At 66.1% G+C, this 19,588-nt stretch carries 19 protein-coding genes; 5 read left to right on the forward strand and 14 right to left on the reverse strand.

What is annotated here, in order from left to right; all coding sequences use genetic code 11:
• The first annotated feature begins 68 nt into the window (after positions 1-68).
• Both bla and ACZI8R_RS02795 read left to right on the forward strand, forming a co-directional pair.
• Positions 69-1,040: a class A beta-lactamase gene (bla, locus tag ACZI8R_RS02790; protein WP_463378019.1), complete on the forward strand. Its 972-nt coding sequence runs from the start codon at positions 69-71 to the stop codon at positions 1,038-1,040.
• A 33-nt stretch (positions 1,041-1,073) separates the two neighbouring features.
• Positions 1,074-1,730, forward strand: a complete 657-nt coding sequence (locus ACZI8R_RS02795) for a DUF5701 family protein (RefSeq protein WP_463378020.1) — start codon at positions 1,074-1,076, stop codon at positions 1,728-1,730.
• Positions 1,731-1,739: 9 nt separating this feature from the next.
• Here ACZI8R_RS02795 and ACZI8R_RS02800 read toward each other — a convergent pair whose 3' ends face one another.
• The 5 genes from ACZI8R_RS02800 to ACZI8R_RS02820 all read right to left on the reverse strand — a co-directional run bounded on the left by ACZI8R_RS02800 (position 1,740) and on the right by ACZI8R_RS02820 (position 5,963).
• Entirely contained in the window at positions 1,740-2,267 is a 528-nt protein-coding gene (locus ACZI8R_RS02800) for a transglycosylase family protein (RefSeq protein WP_463378021.1), read from the reverse strand.
• Between the two features lie 189 nt (positions 2,268-2,456).
• The gene (locus ACZI8R_RS02805; protein WP_463378022.1) at positions 2,457-3,197 is read right to left on the reverse strand and encodes a cobalt-precorrin-6A reductase; all 741 of its coding nucleotides are present in this window, start codon (positions 3,195-3,197) and stop codon (positions 2,457-2,459) included.
• Positions 3,198-3,199: 2 nt separating this feature from the next.
• Complete coding sequence (gene cobM / locus ACZI8R_RS02810) at positions 3,200-3,949, reverse strand: precorrin-4 C(11)-methyltransferase (RefSeq protein ID WP_463378023.1); 750 nt, start codon at positions 3,947-3,949, stop codon at positions 3,200-3,202.
• On the reverse strand, positions 3,946-5,193 hold the full coding sequence (gene cbiE / locus ACZI8R_RS02815) for a precorrin-6y C5,15-methyltransferase (decarboxylating) subunit CbiE (protein WP_463378024.1): 1,248 nt from the start codon (positions 5,191-5,193) through the stop codon (positions 3,946-3,948). The genes cobM and cbiE overlap by 4 nt, the downstream gene beginning before the upstream one ends.
• On the reverse strand, positions 5,190-5,963 hold the full coding sequence (locus ACZI8R_RS02820; protein ID WP_463378025.1) for an SDR family NAD(P)-dependent oxidoreductase: 774 nt from the start codon (positions 5,961-5,963) through the stop codon (positions 5,190-5,192). The genes cbiE and ACZI8R_RS02820 overlap by 4 nt, the downstream gene beginning before the upstream one ends.
• 30 nt (positions 5,964-5,993) lie before the next feature.
• Between ACZI8R_RS02820 and ACZI8R_RS02825 the strand changes: the two genes are divergently transcribed.
• On the forward strand, positions 5,994-6,404 hold the full coding sequence (locus ACZI8R_RS02825) for a PPOX class F420-dependent oxidoreductase (RefSeq protein ID WP_463378026.1): 411 nt from the start codon (positions 5,994-5,996) through the stop codon (positions 6,402-6,404).
• Positions 6,405-6,408: 4 nt separating this feature from the next.
• Here ACZI8R_RS02825 and ACZI8R_RS02830 read toward each other — a convergent pair whose 3' ends face one another.
• The gene (locus ACZI8R_RS02830) at positions 6,409-7,545 is read right to left on the reverse strand and encodes a M24 family metallopeptidase (protein ID WP_463378027.1); all 1,137 of its coding nucleotides are present in this window, start codon (positions 7,543-7,545) and stop codon (positions 6,409-6,411) included.
• A 37-nt stretch (positions 7,546-7,582) separates the two neighbouring features.
• On the opposite strand from ACZI8R_RS02830, the gene ACZI8R_RS02835 reads away from it, so the two are divergent.
• Complete coding sequence (locus ACZI8R_RS02835; protein WP_463378028.1) at positions 7,583-8,536, forward strand: 5'-3' exonuclease; 954 nt, start codon at positions 7,583-7,585, stop codon at positions 8,534-8,536.
• A gap of 7 nt (positions 8,537-8,543) precedes the next feature.
• Here ACZI8R_RS02835 and ACZI8R_RS02840 read toward each other — a convergent pair whose 3' ends face one another.
• The 8 genes from ACZI8R_RS02840 to pafA all read right to left on the reverse strand — a co-directional run bounded on the left by ACZI8R_RS02840 (position 8,544) and on the right by pafA (position 18,047).
• Positions 8,544-9,275, reverse strand: coding sequence for a DUF4333 domain-containing protein (locus tag ACZI8R_RS02840; protein ID WP_463378029.1), 732 nt, complete (start codon positions 9,273-9,275; stop codon positions 8,544-8,546).
• An 88-nt stretch (positions 9,276-9,363) separates the two neighbouring features.
• Positions 9,364-12,129, reverse strand: a complete 2,766-nt coding sequence (locus ACZI8R_RS02845) for a DEAD/DEAH box helicase (protein WP_463378205.1) — start codon at positions 12,127-12,129, stop codon at positions 9,364-9,366.
• An 18-nt stretch (positions 12,130-12,147) separates the two neighbouring features.
• Complete coding sequence (tatC, locus tag ACZI8R_RS02850) at positions 12,148-13,167, reverse strand: twin-arginine translocase subunit TatC (RefSeq protein ID WP_463378030.1); 1,020 nt, start codon at positions 13,165-13,167, stop codon at positions 12,148-12,150.
• Between the two features lie 96 nt (positions 13,168-13,263).
• Positions 13,264-13,533 carry a Sec-independent protein translocase subunit TatA gene (gene tatA / locus ACZI8R_RS02855; protein ID WP_463378031.1) on the reverse strand — a complete coding sequence of 90 codons (270 nt, stop codon included), beginning with the start codon at positions 13,531-13,533 and terminating at the stop codon, positions 13,264-13,266.
• Positions 13,534-13,620: 87 nt separating this feature from the next.
• Positions 13,621-14,673 (reverse strand): 2-dehydropantoate 2-reductase, encoded by a 1,053-nt coding sequence (locus ACZI8R_RS02860; RefSeq protein WP_463378032.1) that lies wholly within the window; start codon positions 14,671-14,673, stop codon positions 13,621-13,623.
• 1 nt (position 14,674) lies between these two features.
• Entirely contained in the window at positions 14,675-15,664 is a 990-nt protein-coding gene (locus ACZI8R_RS02865; protein ID WP_463378033.1) for a helix-turn-helix transcriptional regulator, read from the reverse strand.
• Positions 15,661-16,668 (reverse strand): helix-turn-helix transcriptional regulator, encoded by a 1,008-nt coding sequence (locus ACZI8R_RS02870; protein WP_463378034.1) that lies wholly within the window; start codon positions 16,666-16,668, stop codon positions 15,661-15,663. Before ACZI8R_RS02870 ends, ACZI8R_RS02865 begins: the two co-directional genes overlap by 4 nt.
• Before the next feature lie 20 nt (positions 16,669-16,688).
• Entirely contained in the window at positions 16,689-18,047 is a 1,359-nt protein-coding gene (gene pafA, locus ACZI8R_RS02875) for a Pup--protein ligase (RefSeq protein ID WP_463378035.1), read from the reverse strand.
• 86 nt (positions 18,048-18,133) lie between these two features.
• Between pafA and ACZI8R_RS02880 the strand changes: the two genes are divergently transcribed.
• On the forward strand, positions 18,134-19,585 hold the full coding sequence (locus ACZI8R_RS02880) for a bifunctional phosphatase PAP2/diacylglycerol kinase family protein (RefSeq protein ID WP_463378036.1): 1,452 nt from the start codon (positions 18,134-18,136) through the stop codon (positions 19,583-19,585).
• The last annotated feature ends 3 nt before the right edge of the window (positions 19,586-19,588 follow it).

Here is a 19,588-nt window from a genome sequence, read left to right on the forward strand (position 1 = left end):
GTTTGCGACTGGCGACAGGCCCGTCGTCGTATTTGTGAACCGACGACCGCCGATCCAGATTGTGTCGTATGACCTGGACACGCCGCCCCACCCGTATCGCTGTTGCGCTCGCCGCCGCCTTCCCACTCGTTCTGGGTAGCTGCGCCGACGCAGACAGCCCGACCGCAGACAGCCCGACCGCAGACACCCCGAATGCCGACGTCGAACAGGTGGCTCCGTCGCCCCACACCACCGACGCGCAGGCCGACCTCGACGCCGCGCTCGGCGATCTGGAGAGCAGCACTTCCACCCGCGTCGGAATCGCGGCGGTGAATACGACGACCGGCGAGGCGTACGAGCACCGCGCGGACGAATCTTTCGCGCTGTGTTCGACATTCAAGACCTACGCGGCAGCGGAAGTGCTGCGCCGTGCAGAGTCCGGAACAACCTCCCTCGACAAGCAGGTGACGATCGACCCCGACAAGGTCGTGGAGTACTCCCCCGTGACAGGGCCGGCCGCGGGCACGTCGATGACCCTCGCGCAGATCGCCGAGGCCGCCCTCACTCGTAGTGACAACACAGCGGGCAACTATCTCCTCGAAGAAATCGGAGGTCCGTCGGGAGTCACCGAGATCGCACGCGCGGTGGGCGACGACAGCACCCGACTCGACCGCTGGGAAACCGACCTCAACGAGGCACTGCGCGGTGATCCGAGGGATACATCGACCCCCGGCGAACTGGCCGACGGATATCAGGAACTCCTCCTCGGCGACGGTCTGACCCCTCCCGACCGCACGCGCCTGGTCGACTGGATGAAGGGAAGCACCACGTCGGATCAACGCATTCGGGCGGCACTGCCCGCCGGTTGGACCGCAGCCGACAAGACCGGAGGCGGCAGTTACGGTACGGCCAACGACGCCGGAGTCGTGTGGACACCCGAAGGTGATCCGATCGTCCTGGTGATTCTCACCGACAGCACCACGAACCGTGCCGACGCCCAAGCGGACAATCGGGTGATCGCCGAATCGGCAGCCGGAGTGATCCAGGCCCTCGGATCATGAACCGCCCATCGCGAGTTCGGGCATCATGGTCGGGTGAGCGAAGCCTCGAGCAACACCACAGCCCTGCCCACCCTGCCGCCACTGACCGATCAAGCGGAAAAACTGATCAGTTCGAACGTGCACGAGATCGCGAATCTCACGGCGGATCACCTGCGTGAACATGCGCGAGAGAACGAACGCGGCGACGGCGCACTCCTCGTCGTCAACGCAAACAATGCCGGACCCACCGCTCTGACTCCACTTCTCGAACGTGCCGGTAAGCCCGGATTCGTCGTTGTGGACATGCAGGACGCCGACGGCTTCGCTCCCATCGAATCCGTCGACGTTCCGGATGGCCCGCTCTACACGGTCTCCGGCGTCACCCGCGGCGACGAGATGTCGAACTGGAGTCCGGACGAGGCACTGCCGTCGATCATCGCGGCGGATCGCACACCGCTGACCCTGATCGAGGGGATTCACTGGCTGCTGCAACAACCCGAGGCTCTCGAACGAAACCGCTGCTTCATGACGATCGGCTCACGGCTCGTCAAGCCGAACGGCGCTCTCGACACTCGCACACCGGCGATCTGGATCAGCAACGGCACCGGCCGTGACGGCGCGGCCAATCGCAATGCGCCGAAGGTGGGCTGGTGCTGGGCAGGCAACCGACACACGTGGTTGGGTTTCGCATCCGCCGACGGACGTCGCTGACCCCGCTCCCTACTCCGATGCGGCCGCGATCGCCCGGGCACCTTCCAGGGCGGCTCGGGCGATCATGGTCGACGTACTCTCGTCGACTGTTTCCGCGGCCGGGGTGGACGCTACGTCGGTTTCCGGCGCTGGGGACGCATCCGGTTCCGGAACGGGCGCAGAATCCGATTGCGGAGCCTCTGTGGTCAGGAAGCGGCCACACACCGGCCAGGCGCCTTGCCCTTGGGTCTGCAAGACCTTCTCGGCAACCATGATCTGCTCGGCCTTGCTTGCTTCCGAGGCGAGCCCGGTGCCGCCGTGAGACTTCCAGGTTTCCGGCGTGAACTGAAGACCACCGAAGAACCCGTTACCGGTGTCGGTGGTCCAGTCCCCGCCACTTTCGCATTGCGCGACTTCGTCCCAGTTGTGTGGGGCTGCCGTCGCGGTGCCTGCTCCGAATCCGAGCATCGCGATGCAGAGCGCACCGAACAGGCTTGTCAATGTCACAAGGCGGCCCAGACTGCTCGAGCGGCCGGGTCTTCGATCGGTATCGATCATGCTGGCTCCATCTCTCCGCAGGGGCGGATGTGGTGTGCCGGCAACGTTTCGTTGTCAGCCGACGTAAACGTCGTACGCATGCCGACTATCGAGTGACTGAAGTGAGAATTGTTCGGTTCTGGGGTTCCGTGGCCGTTTCGAGTCCGTGTCGCAACTGTGCCGTTACCGACATTCACACCGTGAGGCGGCTCAGATCGCCGACTCGATCCAGAGAATCGCTTCCTCCACGTCCGACACGGTCGACGCGCCTGAAGGCAGTGGCGGCCGGCGCACGACCAGCACCGGAATCCCGAGTTCGGCGGCCGCATCGAGCTTCGCCGCAGTACCCGCTCCGCCGCTGTCCTTCGTCACGAGGACGTCGATCCGGTGCCGCCGCATCAAGGCCGCTTCCTCGGCGACCGAGAACGGTCCGCGAGCAAGAATCAGCTGCGAATGTGGCGGCATCGGCCCCTCCGGCGGGTCGATCGCACGCACGAGGAACCACATCGTTCGCACCGCGGCAAAAGAGTGCACGCTCTGCCTGCCGATCGTGAGGAACGCACGAGTTCCCAGTTCGGGGAGCAAGGCTGCGGCCGCGTCGACGTCCCGTGCCGTCGACCAGTCCTGGCGGCCCATGCGAGACCATCCGGGGCGCCGCAACACGACGATGGGTACCTCGACCCGTGCTGCGGCCTCGAGTGCGTTTCGGGTGATCTGCGCAGCAAATGGGTGGGTTGCGTCGACGATCCCGTCGACGCTGTGGTCGCTCAGCCATTTCGCCAACCCTTCCGCCCCACCGAATCCGCCGACCCGAACGTCGCCGATCGGCAGCAGCGGATCCCGCACCCGGCCGGCCAGCGACGACACCACCTGGATGTCCGTCGAATGTTCGAGGGCCGTGGCCAACGCGCGCGCTTCCCCGGTGCCGCCGAGCAGAAGGACCCGCTTCACGGTCAGTGGGTGGCGCGAGTGCGGGTGGACGAATACAGGTAGCTGTCCGGAAACCCTTCGGCGGCCAGCACTTTTCCGACGATCACCACCGCTGTCTTGGTGATACCGGCCGTCTTCACCTGATCGGTCAGGGTGGCGAGCGTGCCACGCAGAACGATCTCGTCGGGGCGCGAGGCGAATGCGACGACGGCGGCCGGGCAGTCCGAACCGTAGTGTTCGGTGAGTTCTTCCGTGATCTGCTCGATTCGATGGGCACCGAGATGGACGACCAGAGTGGCGCGGCTGCGCCCCAGCGTGCGCAGATCCTCCCCTTCGGGCATCGCAGTCGACAGGGTCGATACTCGCGTCAACACGATCGTCTGCGAGACCCCTGGCACGGTGAGTTCACGTCCGAGCGAGGCGGCAGCGGCGGTGAATGCCGGTACTCCGGGCACCATCGTGTAGCTCACTCCGGCCGCGTCCAGTCTTCGCATCTGCTCGGCCACGGCGCTGTAGATCGACGGGTCGCCGGAATGGAGGCGCGCGACATCGTGGCCGTTCTCGTGCGCTTCCACCAGCAGTGCGGTGATCTCGTCGAGATTCAGGCGGGCGGTGTCGATCACTTGTGCGCCCGTCGGGCACTCCTGCAGAAGCTCTTCCGGCACCAGGCTGCCCGCGTAGAGGCACACCGGGCTCTGCGCAATGATCCGCTGCGCCCGCACCGTCACCAGGTCGGCGGCTCCCGGTCCGGCGCCGATGAAGTACACCGTCATGGTCGCTCCTCTTCCACTCGTTGCGTTGCGGCGTGCTTGGTCACGGACCACTGGACGACCGGTAGTTGCGGCCGCCACGACGTGAAGTCGCCCAACGGTTCACCTCGATAGACCTGAAACTTGCGCAGTTGCCCTCCGTGCGATGCGTACCAGCCCAGCAGCATCGCCTCGGATTCGGCGGTCACCGAATTGACGACCAGCCGGCCGCCCACCGGAAGGCGCGTCCAGCAGCGATCGAGTAGCCCGGCCTGAGTGATGCCGCCGCCGACGAAAATCGCATCCGGCACGGCGTGTGCCGAAGCGAGCGCATCGAAAGCGCCCGGCGCCTCGCCCGCCAGCACCAGACCTGGAGTCCCCAGCCCGTAGGCATTGGAACGGATCTGCTCGGCCCGGGTCTCGATTCGTTCGAACGAGACGGCGCGGCACCGTGGATGCGTACGCATCCACTCGATGCCGACCGTGCCGGAACCGCCACCGACGTCCCACAGCAACTCTCCCGGCGCAGGCGCCAAGGCGCACAGAGTCAGCGCGCGAATCTCCTGCTTGGTCATCTGACCGTCGCCGACATACGCGCCGTCGGGTAGCCCGGGCAGCCGCCCGAGCCTGGCGCTCGGTCGGTCGCCGAGACACTCGACCGCAATCACGTTGAGCGCGCTGCTCGATTCACTGTTCCACTCTCGCGCGAGCGCCTCGGAGCGCGACTCACGGTCGGCCCCCAGGTCGGACAACACGGTCACACGCGAACCGCCGAATCCGTGACTCGTCAACAGCTTCACGAGCGCGTCGGGGGTCTGCTCATCGCGGCCGAGGACCAGCATCCGTGCCCCGTCGTACAGCTCGGGCAGCACGGTCTCGACGTCCCTGTTGACCACGCTGACCACCGTGGTCTCGTGGGAGGGCCACCCCATCCGGGCGCACGCGAGCGACACGGACGACGGGTGTGCGACGACGCGAACGTTCTGCGCCCCCAGGAGTTCGACGAGCGTCACGCCGATTCCGTGGAACATCGGGTCACCGCTCGCGAGCACGCACACCGACTGTCCCTCGTGCTCCTGAAGCAGGCCGGGTAACGCCGGAATCAACGGTGACGGCCAGGCAATACGCAGGGCATCCGAAGTCGGAACGAGGTCGAGCTGCCGGCGCGAACCCAGCAGGACTTGCGCGGCGTCGATCTCGCGTCGCGCGGTGAGAGACAGTCCTTCCCGGCCGTCCGCGCCGATGCCGACGACCACGATCGGGTTCATCGCGGCATCCGTCGCCAGACTGCCTGGGGCACCAGATGCATGACGAAGAACGCCGGGCGCAGAGCGCGGGGCACCGTGACGCGGGCCGCGCCGCGCTTCAAACCGTTCACGACAGCGTCCGCCACCTGACCCGGGGTGCTGGACATCGGTGCGGCGGCCATTCCTTCGGTCATGCGTCCGATCACGAAGCCTGGGCGCACGAGCATCAGCGATACCCCGGTGCCGTGCAGCGCGTCTCCGAGACCGCTGGCGAACCCGTCGAGGCCGGCCTTGGCGGATCCGTACACGTAGTTGGCCCTGCGCACCCGCACCCCTGCAATCGACGAGAACACCACGATCGTGCCTCGCCCCTGTGCGCGCAACAGGTTCGACAGGTGGGTGAGAACGCCTACCTGCGCGACGAAGTCGGTGTGGATCACGTCCACGGCGTGCTGCGCATCCCGTTCGGCGCGCTCCTGATCCCCGAGCAGCCCGAAAGCGAGCACGGTCACCGACGGGGCGCCGAACTCCCGAGTCACCGAGTGCAGCAGCGGTTCGTGGCTGTTCAGATCGTTCGCGTCGAACTCCACGCACGCGACGGTTTCGGCGCCGGCCTCCGACACCATGCGGCGCTCGGCTTCGAGGTCGCCGCTCCGGCGAGCAGCCAGGACGACGGTGCGTCCAGGCGCAAGCCGGGCGGCGATCTCCACACCGATCTCGCTCCGTCCGCCCAGTACCAGCACGGTGCCGCCGTCGGGCAAGCCTTTGCCCTTGCTCGATCCCAAGTTCACCCCACCAGTGTCCTGGATTACCGTCTGAGCATGCACCGCACCCCCGCAACACCCCTGGTACTGACCGATGCCGCGCAAGAGTTCCTCGCCGAGTATCACCTCGGCACGCTGACCACCCTGCGCAAGAACGGCACGCCGCACGTGGTCGCGGTCGGGTTCACCTGGGACAGCGAGAGCGGTGTCGCACGGGTGATCACGTCCGCCGGGAAGCAGAAGGCGATCAACGCCGAGCGGGGCGGCTACGCGGCGGTCAGTCAGGTGGACGGTCGCAGGTGGTTGACGCTGGAAGGTCCCAGCCGGGTACTGACCGATCCGGAATCCGTGGCAGAGGCCGAGAAACGTTACGAGGCGCGCTACCGCCCACCCCGCATCAATCCCCACCGCGTCGTGGTCGAGATCGCGGTGAACCGAGTACTCGGGGCGGCCCCGCTGCGCGGGTGATCGATCAGCCGAGAACGGTCAGTCCGTGCGGACGAACGTTCACCGGCTCGCACCCGTCCGCGGTGACGACCACGATGTCCTCGATACGCGCACCCCATTCGCCACGGAAGTAGATCCCTGGCTCCACGCTGAACGCCATGCCCTCGGCAACCGGTACCGAGTTGCCCTCGACGATGTAGGGCTCCTCGTGCACGGACAGGCCGATACCGTGCCCGGTCCGGTGTACGAATGCATCCGCAAGCCCCTGTGCCGCCAGCACACTGCGCGCCGCAGCATCGATGGCCTCCGCACTGACCGCCGGCGCGATCAGATCGACCGCAGCCCGCTGCGCTTCTTCCAGCACCGCGTACTTCGCCGCGATCTCCGGTTGCGGCTCACCCATGCTGTACGTCCTGGTGGAGTCGGAGTTGTAGCCGGGTTCGACGGGACCACCGATGTCGATCACGACGATGTCGCCCTGCGCAATCACTCGATCGGACACTTCGTGGTGCGGATCTGCGCCGTGCGGCCCGGAGCCGACGATCACGAAGGCCGCCTCGGTGTGTCCCTCCGCCAGAATCGCGGCGGTGATGTCGTCTGCTACCTGGGCTTCGGTCCGTCCGACCTGGAGAAATTCGCCCATCCGGGCATGTACCCGATCGATGGCCTGCCCGGCACGGCGAAGCGCTTCGATCTCCTCGTCGTCCTTGATCATTCGGAGCTCGCGCAGCACGTCGGTGGCCAAGACGGGAAGGGCACCGACGCCGGCCGCGACGGGAATCAGATGCAGGGCCGGCATCGCATCGGTGACGGCGACGCGCGCCGGGTGCGGCAGCCCCTGCGCCACGATCGCGTACGGATCGACGCCGTCGACCCAGTCGCGGATCTCGAGACCGAGTTCGTCCGCCGCCGAATCCTTCAGTGCCGCAAGCTCGAGACGCGGAACCACCACCGAGGCAGGCTCCCCGTTCGCGGGCACGACGAGACAGGTCAAGCGTTCGAAGGACTGAGCGTTCGAACCCAACAGGTACTGGAGGTCGGGCCCCGGCGTGATCAGCAGCGCATCGAGTCCCGCTTCTCGTGCCGCCGCCGCCGACCGCGCGAGACGGTCCGCGTAGACCGAGGAAGAAAATCGAGTGCTGGCTCCGGCATGAGTGCTCATGGCCCCCACGTTAGTGCCGTTTGGCAGTATGAGTCCCATGAGTGGACCCTTGCTCGTCCTCGACGGTGCCAGCCTGTGGTTTCGGGCCTATTACGCGCTGCCCGAATCCGTTACCGCACCCGATGGACGCCCCGTCAACGCCGTCCGGGGTTTCACCGACATGGTGGCAGCCCTGGTCACGCGTCACCGGCCCTCTCGGCTCGCCGTGTGCCTCGACCTGGATTGGCGCCCCCAGTTTCGGGTGGATGCGATCCCCACGTACAAGGCGCACCGAGTGGCCGAGGAGTCGGGCGGGGCATACGAGGAAGTCCCCGACACGCTCACACCGCAGGTCGACATGATCATGGACGTCCTGGACGCATTCGGGATCTCGACGGCCGGTGCCGAGGGCCTCGAGGCCGACGACGTCCTCGGCACACTGGCGGCCCGCGAGACCACAGACCCCGTGGTCGTGGTCAGCGGTGACCGCGACCTGCTGCAGGTGGTGTCCGACGATCCGGTGGAGGTTCGAGTGCTGTACGTGGGGCGTGGACTCGCGAAGGCGGAGTTCCTCGGCCCGGCGGAGGTCGCCGAAAAGTACGGGGTGCCCGGCCACCGGGCGGGTCCGGCCTACGCAGAGTTGGCAGCGCTGCGCGGCGACGCCTCGGACGGACTTCCGGGGGTGCGTGGAGTCGGTGAGAAGACTGCGTCGACCCTGCTGGGGAGATTCGGCTCGCTCGAAGCTTTGCGCGCAGCTGTCCTCGATCCGGAATCGGACCTTGCGAAAGGTGTGCGCGCCAAGTTGATTGCGGCCGCTGACTACCTCGACGTGGCACTTCCGGTGGTCCGGGTGGTGACCGACGCGGACGTGTCGATGTCCCGGTCGGATGCTCTCCCCGCCGCGCCGGCCGATCCGGACCGTCTGAACGCGCTGGCGGACGAACTCGGAATCCGCAGTGCGGTCGGGCGCCTCGAGGAGGCGCTCGCCGCAACTGCGAACTCCGGAGAGTAGCTGGGGGCTAGCTCGGTCGACTGACCTCGTAGGTGCCGTCGTCGTCGGTGAAGGTCAAGGTCACCGTCTTCGGCTCGCCGTCGACCGTCAGGTCACAGTCGAAACTGGCGTCCTTCTTCACTTCCTGGCCGGCGGGGCAGGTGACGCCCTCGACATCGGAGGCTCCGTAGGACTCGGTGACGATCTTCTGCACGCCGTCCTGTGCAGCGCTCTGGTCGAGTGTGTTCTTACCGAGGGCACGCGCAGCGAGCACTCCACCGACTACAGCGATGATCAGCACGAGCACGCCGATACCGATGAAGATCGGCGCCTTGGACTTTCCCGATCCGCCCTGACCGGGCTGACCCCACTGCGGCTGACCGGGCTGCTGGCCCCATTGCGGCTGACCTGGCTGCGGCTGGCCCCACTGCTGCTGACCCGGTTGAGGTTGACCGGGCTGCTGACCAGCCCACTGCGGCTGGCCTTGTGGCTGGCCGGCCCATTGCGGAGGAGCGGTCTGCCCCCACTGCGGCTGACCCTGCTGAGGTCCGGGCTGAACCTGCGGACCGCCTGGCTGGGGTTGCTGGCCGGGTCCGGGCTGACCCCACGGCTGCTGACCGTACTGCTGTTGGCCGGGCTGACCGTACTGCTGCCCCTGCGGACCGACCTGCGGTGCGCCGTACCCCCCGTTGGGGTCAGGATTGCCCTGCCCCTGCGCCCACTGACCATTCGGGTCGTTCGGTCCATAAGGGCCGCTCATCTTCGCCTCCCGCTCACAATTCCTCGTCGTGCCTGGTCGCTGTCTGGTCTTCACTCACCGTAGCGCTCGCTGCCCGCCGGCCGGGCGATCATCCCGCGTCCACACCTACGACACCCCTGCGGATCGCGCCCACTGCTCGGCCTGCTGCCTTCCCCACCTCCGGATCAGGAGACGTCGAGCGTACCTGTTCGAGCAGGTCGATCACCTGTCGGCACCACCGTACGAAATCGCCTGCCGACAACGCTCTCCCCTGATCACCCGCCGCGACGAGCGCCTCCACCAACGAGTTCTCGCTCGCCCACTGATGGATCGCGGACACGAAACCGAAGTCCGGCTCCCTGGTGGGTGGGAGCTTGTGCCTGATCTCGTCCGAGCGCAGATCACGCCACACCCGGAGAGTGTCGTCCAGTCCGTGGCGCAGCGCCCCGGTGGCGTTGTAGTCGGCGGTGTCGCCTTCGCGTCGCGACTCGTACACAACGGACGAGACCACCGCAGCCAATTCCGGCGCGCTCAGCCCCTTCCACACACCTTGCCGAAGGCACTCGGCGACCAAAAGATCACTCTCGCAATAGATTCTGCTGAGACGGACACCGTCGTCGGTCGCCGCCGGGTGATCACCCGAGGAGATGTAGCGACGTTCGGTCAGGAGAGCGAGGATTCGGTCGAAGGTGCGTGCCAGCGAGTTCTTGGTCGCCGCAACCTTCTGACGCATGGAGTCGGTTTCGCGGGCCAGACGATTGTGGCGTTCTCCGATGCGTGCGAGTTGCTCGCGATCCGGCCAACTGTGACACGGGTGTTGACGAATCTCCTTGCGCAGCCTGACGACCTCGGCGTCGGACGCCGCCCCTGCTTTGTTGCGCTTCTTCCGGCCGGGGACCACGATTCCGGTGCTTCGCAGCGCCGATGCCAGGTCGCGACGAGCCCGAGTGGTGTGATGATCGAGGCGTTTGGGCAGACGCAGGGCACCCAGCACTCGCGGCGGCTCCGGAAAATCGGCGCTGGACACGCGGCCGGACCACTTGTCGGCAGTCAACACGACCGGCCGCGGATCGTCGGTGTCGTGATCCGGCTCGAGCACCACGGCCAGTCCGGAGTGACGACCCACCATGATTCCCACGATGTTTCCACGACGCAGCGAGGCAAGTGCCTCGGTGGAGGCCTCGCGCCGCGCCGCCTTGTTCCCCTGTTCCAGGGACTTCTCGCGCCGCGTCAGGTCTTCCTTCAGTTTCACGTACTCGAGATACTCGCTGTTCTCGCCGCCGAGACGCTCACGCAACTGAGCCAGCGCGACCTCGTTCTTCTCGATACCCCGAATCATGCCGACCACGGATCGATCCGCTTGGAACTGGGCGAACGACCGCTCCAGCAACGACCGTGATTCCGGAACTCCCATCCGGTCGACCAGGTTGATCGTCATGTTGTACGCCGGCTTGAACGAGCTACGCAGCGGGAACGTACGAGTCGATGCGAGGCCCGCCACGTCCACCGGTTCGACGCCCGGTTGCCACAGAACGACCGCGTGACCCTCGACGTCGATTCCGCGTCGTCCGGCCCGCCCCGTCAGCTGCGTGTACTCCCCCGGCGTCAGCTCGGCATGCGTCTCACCGTTGTACTTGACCAGACGTTCGAGGACCACGGTGCGCGCGGGCATGTTGATTCCCAACGCAAGAGTCTCCGTCGCGAACACGGCTCGAACCAGGCCCTTGACGAACAGCTCCTCGACGGTCTGCCGGAATACCGGGAGCATGCCGGCGTGGTGTGCGGCCAGTCCTCGCTCGAGGGCTTTCCGCCACTCCCAATAGCCCAGGACCTCGAGGTCGGCGCGCGGCAGGTCCGACGTGTGCTTGTCGATGATCTCCCGAATCTCGACGACCTGCTCGTCCGTTGTGAGCTCGAGACGCGACCGCAGGCACTGCCCGAGTGCGGCGTCGCATCCGGCCCGGCTGAAAACGAAGGTGATCGCCGGTAACAGCCCTTCCTCGTCGAGGCGCGCGATCACCTCGGGGCGTGGGAGTGGCCTGAACGTACTGCGTCCGATACCTCCGCCGCGGGCGCCGCCGCGCTGCGGACCACGTCCCCGACCGTGGCCGTGGCCGCGGGGTTCCCACCGATCCTCGCGTTCCTGGGCCTGCCGCTGCTTCACATAGCGGACCAGGTCCTGATCGACGACGAGGTTCTTCTTCGCGCTGTCCGATCCGAGCGCACGCACGTCGAAGAGGTCGAAGAGTCGACGTCCCACCAGGATGTGCTGCCACAGCGGGATGGGGCGGGTCTCGTCCACCACGACGGTGGTATCGCCGCGCACCGTCTCCATCCAGGCACCGAACTCCTCCGCGTTGCTGACGGTCGCCGAGAGGCTGACGAGTCGCACGTCGTCGGACAGATGCAGAATCACTTCCTCCCACACGGCGCCGCGAAAGCGATCGGCGAGAAAGTGCACCTCGTCCATCACCACGTGTGACAGGCCCCGCAGGGCAGGCGAGTCCGCGTACAGCATGTTTCGCAGCACTTCGGTCGTCATCACGACAACGGGCGCGTCCGAGTTGATGCTGGAATCGCCGGTGAGGAGGCCCACGGAATCGGCACCGTATCGCTGAGCCAGCTCGGCGTACTTCTGATTGCTCAGCGCCTTGATCGGCGTCGTGTAGAAGCACTTGCGGCCGGATTCGAGTGCGAGATGCACCGCGAACTCGCCGACGACGGTCTTGCCGGCGCCCGTGGGTGCGCAGACCAGTACGCCGTGTCCGTATTCGAGCGCACGACATGCCTCGATCTGGAAAGGGTCCAGGTCGAAACCCAATTGCGAACCGAAGGCATCCAGTTGCGATCCGACCGTATTTCCCTCAGGTGTCACAGCCACACCGTCAGGTTGTCACAACGTGTCGGAGAAGTCCTGTCCCGGCCCGGTGTTGTCCGGGCGTGGCGCCTCCTCCGGTGACGTGTTCCTTCCACGTCGACCGAACCGGCCTCCCGAAGTGGCCTTCGCCGGGTCCGGGGCATCGAGCGATTCGTCCAGATCGGAAGGCCCGGAGATGCTGGAGGCCTCTTCGTCGTCCAGTTCGCTCCAGTCGTCCACACCGCGCGCCTTCCTCCGGTCGTTGAGGCGGGATATCTGAACGGCGAGTTCGAACAGAACGGTCAGCGCCAGTGCCAACGCCAACATCGAGAACGGGTCCTGACCAGGAGTGGCGATCGCAGCGAACACGAAGAGTCCGAAGATCAGGCCGCGCCGCCACGCCTTCAACTTCGCGTAGGGCAGCACACCGACGAAGTTCAACGCGACGATCAACAGGGGTATCTCGAAGCTCACTCCGAAAATGATCAACAGGTTGATGATGAACCCGAAATACTCGGCACCGCCCAGAGCGGTGATCTGCACGTTGTCACCGATGGTGAGCAAGAAGTGCAGTGCCTTCGCCACGACCACGTAGGCCAGGACCGCACCGGCGACGAACAGGAGCGCGGCAGACGCGACGAAGCCGACCGCATAGCGGCGCTCGTTCTTGTAGAGACCGGGGGTGATGAAACCCCACAGCTGATACAGCCAGATCGGGCACGCCAGGACTATTCCTGCGGTGATCGCGACTTTGAATCGCAACATGAACTGCTCGAACGGGCCGGTGGCGAGCAAGCGGCACGTGCCGTCCGAGCTCAGATCCGCGCGGCTGGAATCGGGCAACGAACAGTAGGGCCCACGGAGCAGTTCACCGAGACTTTCGATCCCGAGAATCGTGTGCGCGTACCAGAAGAAACCCACGCCGGTGGTCACCAGGATCGCCAGAAGCGACAGCAGAAGTCGCGTCCTCAGTTCGTAGAGATGGTCGATCAGCGACATGGTGCCGTCGGGATTGGTCCGTCGTTTGCTGTGACGGGGATCGAACGGAATGCGCACGTGTGGGCCCTGGTTCTCGATCAGCAGCAGAGGTTGGTTTGCTCAGCGCACTCCCGGGGTGAAACGTGCTCACCCCGGGAGTGCGGCTGCGAGGAGCTAGGCCGACTTCGGTTCGGTGTGCTGGGTGGGAGTGGCGCCCTGCGCGGTCTGCGTGCTCTGCCCGGAAGGAAGTTCTGCAGACTGCGCGGTGGTGTCGGTGCTCTCCTTGGCCGGCGCGTCGTCGTTCTGCATCTCCTTGACCTCGCTCTTGAAGATGCGCAGCGAGCGTCCGAGTCCGCGTGCCGCATCGGGCAGCTTCTTCGAACCGAACAGGATCAGAACGACCACCGCGACGATGGCCCAGTGCCAGGGGCTCATGGCTCCCATGATGAAACCTCCAAAAGATCAGTTGCCTGCGATGCTACCGGACACCCGTGGCGCCTCGCTGTCCGAATCGGGCTGCTTCGGCTGCCGTTAACCTGCTGGTTTCCTGTGCGCCCGCTGGGAGCGTAGGTCGGCAAGCAACGACTCGCCCGACCAGTATCCGTCCGCACCCGCCTCTGCTCGGCGTATCAGTTCGACCAGTCGCGCGTTGACTGGCGCAGATGTGCCGTCACGATCGGCCAGCGCCACGATCTCACCGCTGATCCAGTCGACCTCGGTACGCCTACCTGCTCGGAGGTCGTCCCACATCGACGATCGGGCCAGTGGGTCGATCGCCAGCATCTTGCTGCCGAGCACACGGAAAAGGCCATCCGGGACCGCGAGGAGCCTCGGGATCCAATGGGCGGGCAGCGGCGTGAGCCGGGCGGGTGCGATGCCGGCACGGCCGAGCAGACCGAGGGCCTCGGTCTGCGCCAGCGCAAGAGCCTGCCGATACGGCCTGCGTGCCAACTCGTCCCGCAGTGGAAGTCCCGAGAGTGCGTTGATCGGGTTGTTCAGGTTGAGCAGGAGTTTCGCCCACTGCACCTGTAAGAAGTCGGGCCGCTCCCGAATCGGCAATCCGGCCGCGGCGAACACGTTCGCAACGTGCCCGAGCGCCGGTTCCGACGGGGCCTCGAGTACACCCGACGACCCTTGGTGGAACGTTCCGTCGCCTCGCCTGATCACGTTGAACGGCACCATCAGAGCCGACACCGTCCGGCCTACCAGCACCTCGCGCAGAACATCGGCGTTTCCGATCCCGTTCTGCGCACTGAGCACGACAGCGCCCGGTCCGAGCCAGGGAGACAGCGCTTCAGCAGCCGCGCGAGTGTCCGCAGACTTCACGGCCACGATCACGACGTCGGCCGCCGCCAGAACGTCCGGGCACTCGTCCACGTCGGTGCGGAACTCGAACTCGTCGGGGCCGACACGCTGGTCTCCCCCGTGCAGGTCGGTCAGGCGCAACCCGTGCACCGACAATTCACGCCCGAGGGTGTCCCTGCCGATCAGCGTCAGGTCGGCACCGACCGCCGCCAAGCGACCACCCAGATAGCAACCGATGCTGCCCGCACCGAACACGACGATCCGCAACTGGTCGTTCACCTCAGCTCGCCGTCGCGTCGTACATCGACAGAGCGAGTTCGGCGCGGGACCGAACCTCGTCCACGAGTTCACGCGGCTCGATCGGGGTGATTCCGGCACCGAATCCGAGCACCATCCGCGCCATCCAGTCCAAGGTCGCGTAATTCATCGTGGCTTCCACCGCACCGTCGGCCGTGACCTCGACGACCTCCATCGGGTAGTAGTCGACGACCCACGCACTGTCTGCCGCAATCCGCAGACGAGCCCGCGGCAACGAAGAGTCACCGCTGAACAGTTCGAGGTTCGAATCGTCGTCGTATGCCTGCTGAGGTGGCCTGGACGGCTCGGCCAGAGCGATGGCGGCGTCGATGCGGTCGAGTCGGAACAGCCGCACACCTTCTGCCTGCCGACACCAGGCCTGGAGGTAGCTGTGCCCGTCCACCAGGACCAGACGAACCGGATCCACGGTTCGCTCACTCACCCGGTCCCTGGACGCGGAGTAATAGGTGATCTGCAAAGCGACCCCATCGTGGAGTGCCGAACGCACGGTGGCAGCGGTGGGACTCTCGGCCACTTCCCGCGCCGACGCGCCTCCGTCCTGCCCGCCGTCGTCGCCAGCAGCGGCAGAGCCGGCTGCGTCCTCGATCCGTGCGATGGCGCGGAGAGCGGCCGAGGGATCGACGGTGCCCGGCATCTCGACGAGGGAACGCAGCGCGATCAGGAGCGCGGTGGCCTCGGTCGAGGTCAGGCGCAGCGGACGGTCGATGCCGGCAGAGAAGGTGACCTCGATGCTTTCCTCCGAGAAGGAGAGATCGATGAGATCACCGGGGCCGTATCCGGGAAGTCCACAGACCCACAGCTGGTTGAGGTCGGTCATCAGTTGCGATTTCGTCACGCCGAGTTCGGCTGCTGCTTCGTCGGCACTCATGCCCGGGTTCGCAATGAAGTACGGAACCAGGTTGAGAAGCCGTGCCAAGCGGGAAGAAAGTTTGTTGCTCGACGTCCTCGTCACCGGCCGACCCCTTCGATCGTGTCGGCGAACCCTGCCGACGCTCTCAGCTTGCCCAGTACGTCCTGACGCAGTTCCGGCGGCTCGAGAACCAGTGCATCGACGCCGTGACCGGCGACGAGGCGAGCGATCCAGTCCCGCGAGCGCACCGGGATGGACAGAACCGTGCCGGGTCGCCCGCCGAATTCACGTCGACCGGTCTCTGTCCCCAATCGGCGCAACTCGTATGCGCGTTCCTGCGCCACCCACACGGTGGCAGTCCCCGTCACCGCGCCCGAACCCGTGACCCGATCGACGATCTCCCGGAGGTCGACGCCCGCCGGCTTGTGCACCGCCCCGGACGGACCGTATTCGGTGACGTCGTCACCGATGCGCGACAGCCGAAACGTCCGAACGGCGTCGCGGTCCACGTCGTGCCCCACGAGATACCAGCGCCCGTGAGTAGTCACGACACCCCACGGCTGCACCGATCGCTGCGTGAACGGCTCGTTCAACGCGCTTCGATGCGGAAACCGCACGGCGCGGCCGGCATCGATGGCGGCCAGCAACTTGCCGAGCGCCGGTTCCGAGCCACGGGTTCGGGCGGGCACTGCCGTGACGGGAGCGCTCGACGATTCCGAATCCACCTGCACCCCCGCCGCGCGCAACTTGAGCAGTGCCCCCTGCGCCACTGCGATGAGCTCCGGTGACTCCCACAACTGGACGGCCACGGCCACCGCGGCTGATTCCTCACTACTCAGTTCGATGTCGGGCAGCTCGTACGCGTCCCGATTGATCCGATACCCCTCGACGGTCGAGTACCGCGAGGCCTGCCCCGTCTCGAGCGGCACACCGAGGTCACGCAACTCGTTCTTGTCACGCTCGAACATCCGGCTGAACGCCTCGTAACTCGTCGAGTCGTCGTATCCGGCGACGCTCTCGCGAATCTTCTCGGCAGTCAGAAACTGTCTGGTGGACAGCAGGCAGATGACCAGGTTCATCAACCGCTCGATCTTGGAAGTCGCCACGTCCGGCAGCCTAGTGGTTACTACATCGACGCGATGAGCCGCTCGACACGTTCGTCGACGGAACGGAACGGATCCTTGCACAGCACGGTTCGCTGAGCCTGGTCGTTCAGCTTCAGGTGCACCCAGTCCACCGTGAAGTCGCGCCCGGCCTCCTGCGCGGCCGAAATGAACTCACCTCGCAGCTTCGCCCGGGTGGTCTGTGGCGGAGTCTCGACGGCCTCGTCGATGGATTCGTCCTCGGTGATCCGCTTGACCAGGCCCTTTCGTTGCAACACGTCGAACACACCTCTACCGCGCTTGATGTCGTGATAGGCGAGGTCGAGTTGGGCGATCTTGGGGTCTGCCAGGTCGAAACCGTGCTTGTCCTGGTACCGCTGGAAGAGCTTCCGCTTGATGACCCAGTCCACCTCCGTGTCGACCTTCGCGAAATCCTGTGCCTCGACCGCGTCCAGCATGCGGCCCCACAGATCGACGACCTGCTCGATCTGTGCGTCCGGTTCCCGGTTCTGCAGGTGCTCGACGGCCCGCGCGTGATACTCACGCTGGATGTCGAGGGCACTCGCCTGCTTGCCGCCGGCGAGCCGCACCTGCCGGCGACCGGTCACATCGTGACTCACCTCGCGGATCGCCCGAATCGGATTGTCGAGCGCGAAATCCCGGAACGAGACCCCGGCCTCGATCATCTCGAGGACGAGCGCCGCGGTGCCGACCTTCAGCATGGTGGTGGGTTCCGCCATGTTCGAGTCCCCGACGATCACGTGCAGGCGCCGGTACTTCTCCGCGTCTGCGTGCGGCTCGTCCCGAGTGTTGATGATGGGCCGCGACCGTGTCGTCGCGGAGGACACGCCTTCCCAGATGTGCTCTGCACGCTGCGACAGGCAGAACGTCGCAGCCTTGGGGGTCTGCAACACCTTTCCTGCGCCGCAGATCAACTGGCGGGTGACCAGGAACGGCAGAAGAACGTCCGAGATGCGCGAGAACTCACCCGCACGGGCAACGAGAAAGTTCTCGTGGCAGCCGTACGAATTGCCGGCGGAATCGGTGTTGTTCTTGAACAGGTAGATGTCGCCGCCGATACCTTCCTCGGCCAGGCGCTGTTCCGCGTCGACCAGAAGATCTTCGAGCACGCGTTCACCGGCGCGGTCGTGATTGACCAGCTGCACGAGGCTGTCGCATTCGGCCGTTGCGTACTCGGGGTGTGATCCCACGTCCAGATACAGACGAGCGCCGTTCCGAAGGAACACGTTGGAACTGCGGCCCCACGACACGACACGTCGGAACAGGTATCGCGCGACCTCGTCCGGACTCAGTCGCCTGTGTCCGTGAAAGGTGCAGGTGACACCGAATTCCGTTTCGATACCCATAATTCGTCTCTGCACACCTCGACAGTACAACGGGTGCGCCACGAGACGAGTGATTAACGCCTGCAACGGCTACGGCGCACGCTTTGCCTACGCTGGTCGGTATGCACCGCCCGATTCGCAGGCTGCGATACGTCGATTCCCACCTCATGGATCGGGGCGCTGCACTTCGGCCGTCCGGTGCCGATCGACTGTTTCGATCACTCAGCAAGGTGGCCGACCACGGTCTGCTCTGGTGGGCGATCGCCGCCCTCCTCGCAGCCCTCGGTGAGCGCCCGCGTCGAGGTGCCGTCCGAGGACTGCTCTCGCTGGTCGGCGCGAGCACGGTCGCCAACGTCGCGATGAAGCCGGCGTTTCCGCGTCGCAGGCCACCGCCACGAGACTGGTCCAATCCGCACCGAGGCGTGCCGATTCCGAAGTCCTCGTCGTTTCCCTCCGGCCATGCCGCCTCTGCCGCCGCCTTCGTGACCGGGGTGGCGACCGAGGCACCTGTCGCAGGAGCGCTGCTGGCGCCTGTTGCCGCTGCGGTCGCCTACTCCCGGGTTCACAACGGCGTTCACTGGCCCTCCGACGTATGCGCCGGCGCTGCGGTCGGTTGCGCCATCGCCATCGGTACCCGCAGCTGGTGGGCCGTTCGACCCGAAGACCACGCTGCGGAAGGAACGCCGGCCGACGCGCCACCACTCGCGCAGGGCGAGGGCCTGCTCGTGCTCGTCAACGACTCCGCCGGGACCGAGTTCGCCGACCCGGTCGCCGAGATCGTCGAGGCGCTGCCGTCCGCTCACCTGCACGAATTGAGCCCGGACGAGGACTTCGGACCACAGATCGACCTGGCCGTCACCGAACACCGCCCCATCGCCCTCGGGGTGTGCGGTGGTGACGGCACCGTCGCAGCCGTGGCGGACGTCGCGATTCGGCACGGTCTCCCGCTGGCCGCATTTCCGGGCGGCACACTCAACCATTTCGTCCGTGACCTCGGCAGCGCCGATACGGCAGACATCGCCCACGCGGTGACCACCGGATCCGCCGCACGTATCGACTGCGCGGACGTCGATCTCGGGGACGGAAGGATTCCGTTCCTCAACACGGCGAGCCTCGGCGGCTATCCCGATGCCGTGCGGCTGCGCGAGAAGTGGGAGCCGAGGTTCGGAAAGTGGCCGTCGGCCGCAGCCGCCATGATTCGAGTCCTAGCCGATGCCGAGCCCGTAGAAGCAACGATCGACGGGCGACGACTGCCCCTGTGGATGCTCTTCGTCGGCAACGGTCGCTACTCCCCCGCCGACCAGGTGCCCATGTCGCGCCCACAGATCACGGGCGGGCTGCTCGATGTTCGATACGTGCACGCATCGAAACGTGGTTCACGTCTTCGACTACTGCTTTCTGCAGCTACCGGCAGATTGGCAAGGTCTCCGGTGTACGAGCGGGTACGCATTCCGGCCTTGACCGTGCGCGTGCACGGTCAACCCGTCGCACTGGCGTGTGACGGTGAGGTGGTCGGAGATTCGACTTCGTTCACGTTCGCCTCCGAGCCGGCGTCTATCACCGTGTACCGGTGATCG

It is taken from the genome of Rhodococcus huquni (assembly GCF_055231055.1).

Bases quoted from the DNA above. Each gene is read 5' to 3' on its own strand.
- bla (WP_463378019.1), top strand. From the start codon at position 69: ATGACCTGGACACGCCGCCCCACCCGTATCGCTGTTGCGCTCGCCGCC.
- ACZI8R_RS02835 (WP_463378028.1), top strand. From the start codon at position 7,583: ATGAGTGGACCCTTGCTCGTCCTCGACGGTGCCAGCCTGTGGTTTCGG.
- cobM (WP_463378023.1), bottom strand. From the start codon at position 3,949: ATGACGGTGTACTTCATCGGCGCCGGACCGGGAGCCGCCGACCTGGTG.
- cbiE (WP_463378024.1), bottom strand. From the start codon at position 5,193: ATGAACCCGATCGTGGTCGTCGGCATCGGCGCGGACGGCCGGGAAGGA.
- ACZI8R_RS02800 (WP_463378021.1), bottom strand. From the start codon at position 2,267: ATGATCGATACCGATCGAAGACCCGGCCGCTCGAGCAGTCTGGGCCGC.
- ACZI8R_RS02880 (WP_463378036.1), top strand. From the start codon at position 18,134: ATGCACCGCCCGATTCGCAGGCTGCGATACGTCGATTCCCACCTCATG.
- ACZI8R_RS02830 (WP_463378027.1), bottom strand. From the start codon at position 7,545: ATGAGCACTCATGCCGGAGCCAGCACTCGATTTTCTTCCTCGGTCTAC.
- ACZI8R_RS02825 (WP_463378026.1), top strand. From the start codon at position 5,994: ATGCACCGCACCCCCGCAACACCCCTGGTACTGACCGATGCCGCGCAA.
- ACZI8R_RS02840 (WP_463378029.1), bottom strand. From the start codon at position 9,275: ATGAGCGGCCCTTATGGACCGAACGACCCGAATGGTCAGTGGGCGCAG.
- tatA (WP_463378031.1), bottom strand. From the start codon at position 13,533: ATGGGAGCCATGAGCCCCTGGCACTGGGCCATCGTCGCGGTGGTCGTT.